This window comes from Flavobacterium sp., assembly GCF_031422135.1.
Classification (GTDB): Bacteria; Bacteroidota; Bacteroidia; order Flavobacteriales; family Flavobacteriaceae; genus Flavobacterium.
In genome coordinates, this window is sequence record NZ_JANOQD010000004.1 from 1 (window position 1) to 4,363 (window position 4,363).

Genomic DNA, 4,363 nt, shown 5'->3' on the forward strand with positions numbered 1-4,363 from the left:
TTGATAGTTTATAATATATTTAAATATATGTTACAAAATATTAAGATTCATTATAATATTGTTAATGTAGAATATTTTCTTTTGCGTTTCTGTCGCTCGAAGGTTGCACACAACGTCCCGTGGCTTGGCGTCAGTTGGGGATTTGGTTAGCCAAATGTATAAATTAAAGACCGAACTTTCAAGTACAAAACCAACTTTAAAGTTTGCCTAAGACCCCAATTGCGCCAAACCGCTGTTAACCGACGACTATATTTGTTGTTATTTCTTGATTTTCAACTCTAGTGAAATTTCTTTTAACTTTTATTTTTTTTTTTTAGTTTCGCTTTTTCGCAAAATTTTCTAAATCTTAATTTCGCCAAAGTTTAGTTTTTTAGTTTCGATTTTTCGCAAAATTTCTCCAATTCTGATTTCACCAAAGTTCAGTTTTACAGTTTCGCTTTTCCGCAATATTGCTCCAATTCCGATTTCTCCAAAGTTCAGTTTTACAGTTTGGCTTTTCCATAAAACTTTCTAAATTTTTATTTTTCTAAAGTTCAGTTTTCAATTTCAATTTTCCACAAAACTTTCCCAATTTTGATTTCTCCAAAGTTCATTTTTTCAATTTCATTTTTCCACAAAATTTCTCTAATTCTGATTTCTCCAAAGTTCAGTTTTACAGTTTCGCTTTTCCACAAAACTTTCTTAATTTTTATTTTTCCAAAGTTCAGTTTTCAATTTCAATTTTCCACAAAACATACCCAATTTTGATTTCTCCAAAGTTAATTTTTTCAATTTCAATTTTCCACAAAACTTTTCCAATTTTGATTTCTCCAAAGTTCAGTTTTTTGGTTTCACTTTTCCATAAAACTTTTCATTTTCAGATTTCTCCAAAGTTCACTATTTCTGTTTTGCTTTTCTAATAAACTTTTGAAAAATAGGAGCGAAGTCGTCAACGTGATGTTTCGTAATTCCAAAACTTACCAACAAATTTTGTCGACTTGTTATCAGAGTAAATTCCCTGTTGGGAATTTTGGGAATAGTTGTCGGTTAACGTCTCGTGGCTTTGCGATGGTGGGTTTAAGAAAGCCTTAACATTGGAGTAAAGATAGAAAATAACAAGTACAAAACCAACATTGAATTAAGCCCTAAAACCCCACTATCGCAAAACCGCTGTTGTAAGATGCCCTAACTGTTTATAATGTTGCTTTTTTACTTTTTACACGTTGCTTTTTCCACAATCTTTGTTGCAGTTAGGAATATTCTCGTTGCAGTTAGCAATATCCTTGTTGCAGTAAAGAAATTCTACGTTGCAGTGAGTAAAATACTCGTTGCAGTCGGTAATATTCTTGTTGCAGTCTTAAAAATACTTGTTGCAGTCTGTAGAATTCTTGTTGCAGTCGCTAATATTCTTGTTGCCGACACAAACATTCTAGTTGCCAACGCTAATATTCTAATTACCTAAACAAAAAATCTTGTTGCCAATGGCAATATTCTAATTGCCAACTGTAATATTCTTGTTGCCGTAGGCAACATTCTTAATGACTACTTGAATTTTCTAAATTATAATTCGATATTGAACTTAAGATTTATGAAATCATAAACACGAGTTTGCCCTTCTTCATAAAATGTTTTTTCTGCAAGTTCTTGAACATCATTATTAGACAAAAAAGCAATGACAGTTCCGTTGCTTCTATTAATTGATTTCCCTAAAGTATTTATAATAATTGCCTCGTCATAAAATTTAATTCTTATGGAAGAATTTTGCATAATATTTCCAAAAGAATCTCGAAAAGTAATATACATACTTTTTGTATTTAAACTAAAATACGATGAATTTCTAGTATTGTATAGCATAAAAGACACTTCTGTACCTATAAAATTTATTCCATCTTTAATTTCGTGAGCAGTTTCATTTTGAGAGTTCATAAAAGTATAATTTCATTTATTTTGACAATTCATAAGTGTTTCCATTATACCATCCCTCCATAACATCAGGATTTATTGGTCTAAAATCATAAATAGTTTCTTCATTTTCCTTTACAGTTTCATAAGTGGTAACCATCTGATAACTTATCGTATCATTGAATTTAAGAATGTAAATTCCCGTTTCATAATTATTAATTCTAAATCTATATGGAAACTCAATTTTACCATATTTAATTCCTCCTAGTTTTTGTTTAAATGCTACTTTTTGTTTTTTATAATAATCTAAAATACCTTTTCCTGTTGTAAAATCAGCAATATCTTTTTTATGCTTATTTACAGAATAAACATATATGCTTTTGAAATCAAGAATATCATTTATAAAAAGATAAGATATTACTCTGTTATCTAATTCATCAGTAACAAAACGAATTCTTTCTTCAAGTTGAACTTTTTCAAGATGATTATATTTAAAAAGCGGTACTGGATATAACTTTCCGTCTTTTTGTCTTTGTGGTTTTACATTTGAGTATAATACATATTTATAAACTTTACCGTTGAGGCTATCTTTTTCATTCTCATCATTTAAATAGTTATAAGTATAGGAATATTTATAAAACCCATTATTAACTAATTCTGACTCTGTTACTTTTTCGTTTAGATAATGATTTATTTTATCTGTTTTACCACAAGAAGTAAATAATATGACAAACAATATTAATATGTAAGTTTTCATTTTTTATTTTTTTATTTTTAAACCAAAATTTTCTAATTTTTCTAAAATATCTGTTTCGTCGAAAGGAACACTTTTTCTTTCTTTAGCAGATCTTTCTATTTGAGTAAACTCTAAATCTTCTCCTTGTACGGCTTTGAAGTATTTGTATGTGGTAAGTTTGTCCAAATGCACAGGTCCTTTTATTGGAAACATACGCTCTGCCACTCCTATTTTTGGTTCAATATCTAGAGCATAACAAAAAACTTCTACTCCTTTGGCTAAAACTTCTGCACCTTTGGCTTCAACAAAACCTATTGAGCCACCTAATAAAGCCAAGTTACCTAAAAGTTGGTTTAACTCGTCTCGGTTTTCTGTAACTTTCATATTGGTATAGTTCACATCTGTTCGACGGTTGCAAATGGAGGCTTCTTTGATGTATTTATGGAAAGTTTTTATTACATAAAAATTTCCGTTTCTGAACTGAATTTTTTTGTTTTTGATAACGTGGTTGTGCAACTCTTTACCATCGACACAATTTTCTTTTTTTCTCCTAATCGGGTATGAATTGTCTATTTTATATTCACGAGCACTTGATGGTGAATTTTTATCAAATATTACCTTAAACTCTGTTAACATTCTTTCGCCTCCAATTATTTTACCAATGTTGTTCAAATAAATAGTTACTGCGCTCAAATAGTTTATTTTTGGTACAGTAGGTTCAAATTCATTGTGTTTATCATCAGGGTCAACATAACATTCGTGGAGTTCGAGTGAGGTAAGTGCAGTAACACAATAATTGAGTTTGTTTATCATTCTGTTTACACTTTGCGTATAAAAAGCTTTTGATACATCACGGTATTGGTGCTTTTCCCACGGTTCTTTTATTTTTTCGGCTTCGTATGTACCAAAACTAATTGATGTTCCCATTTTTTATTATTTTTTTAATGCTGTTTAATTCAATATTGCCACAAGTAGCTTTAATTTCTATACTTTCGGCTGTTCTTTCTATTTCACTTGCAATAACCAAATGTTGTTTGGTTATCTCGATTGTAATATTCTTTGCTTGTTTTATAATTGCCATATTTCGATATTTTAATGGAAATTACTTTTTTCACCACTGTTTACTTTGATGGTTTTAGAGGCTTTGAATGTCATATTTTCTTTGGTAGTATTCATAGTTATTTTTTCAGATACTTCATTATATTCTGCCGATTGTGTTGTTATTTTATTTTCTACAATTTCTTGTTTTGAGTTTGCATATTCTAACATATTTCCAGTTGCGGTTTGTTTAATGTCGTTTCCTGCTTGCAAAATTAAATCTTTTCCTGCATTTGAGGTAATGTTTTGTGTAGCAATAAAATTAATATTTTCAGCCTCTAAATTTATAGTTTTTAGTGCTTTAATATTTATGGTGTCGCCAGTACTGTCAATATGAAAAATATTGCCTTTTTTGTCTGCCAGTTTTATATTTTTAAGTTCTTCGAATTCGAGATAATGCCCTGATTGTGTTTTTATGACTTTAAAACTATTGTCGGCTGTGGCAAAACCTGAACTTTCTGCTCCGTTGTACATAGTTCCCATCACAAAAGGTTTTTCGGCATTGTCACTTTCAAAACCGATTAAAACTTCTTCGCCAATTTCGGGAATAAAATACATTCCTTTTCCACCACCAGCGTGTGGGTTTGTCATACGAATCCAAGGGGTTTTTTCGGAATTGTTTTTTTGCCAAGCCATTTGCACTTGAAT

At 30.1% G+C, this 4,363-nt stretch carries 5 protein-coding genes; all 5 read right to left on the reverse strand.

Annotated elements, in window-relative coordinates; all coding sequences use genetic code 11:
* Positions 1-1,539: 1,539 nt before the first annotated feature.
* Positions 1,540-1,905 carry a hypothetical protein gene (locus RMO70_RS00980; protein WP_310554553.1) on the reverse strand — a complete coding sequence of 122 codons (366 nt, stop codon included), beginning with the start codon at positions 1,903-1,905 and terminating at the stop codon, positions 1,540-1,542.
* A gap of 16 nt (positions 1,906-1,921) precedes the next feature.
* A complete protein-coding gene (locus RMO70_RS00985; RefSeq protein WP_310554554.1) occupies positions 1,922-2,638 on the reverse strand; it encodes a hypothetical protein in 717 nt (238 codons plus the stop codon).
* A gap of 3 nt (positions 2,639-2,641) precedes the next feature.
* Positions 2,642-3,544, reverse strand: coding sequence for a hypothetical protein (locus RMO70_RS00990; protein ID WP_310554555.1), 903 nt, complete (start codon positions 3,542-3,544; stop codon positions 2,642-2,644).
* The gene (locus RMO70_RS00995; RefSeq protein WP_310554556.1) at positions 3,528-3,698 is read right to left on the reverse strand and encodes a hypothetical protein; all 171 of its coding nucleotides are present in this window, start codon (positions 3,696-3,698) and stop codon (positions 3,528-3,530) included. Before RMO70_RS00995 ends, RMO70_RS00990 begins: the two co-directional genes overlap by 17 nt.
* A gap of 11 nt (positions 3,699-3,709) precedes the next feature.
* Positions 3,710-4,363: phage baseplate assembly protein V (locus tag RMO70_RS01000; RefSeq protein ID WP_310554557.1), on the reverse strand; the 654-nt coding region annotated here is incomplete at its 5' end.

Excerpts from the sequence above, each read along its gene's own strand:
- RMO70_RS00990 (WP_310554555.1), bottom strand. The coding sequence starts at position 3,544 with ATGGGAACATCAATTAGTTTTGGTACATACGAAGCCGAAAAAATAAAA.
- RMO70_RS00980 (WP_310554553.1), bottom strand. The coding sequence starts at position 1,905 with ATGAACTCTCAAAATGAAACTGCTCACGAAATTAAAGATGGAATAAAT.
- RMO70_RS00995 (WP_310554556.1), bottom strand. The coding sequence starts at position 3,698 with ATGGCAATTATAAAACAAGCAAAGAATATTACAATCGAGATAACCAAA.
- RMO70_RS00985 (WP_310554554.1), bottom strand. The coding sequence starts at position 2,638 with ATGAAAACTTACATATTAATATTGTTTGTCATATTATTTACTTCTTGT.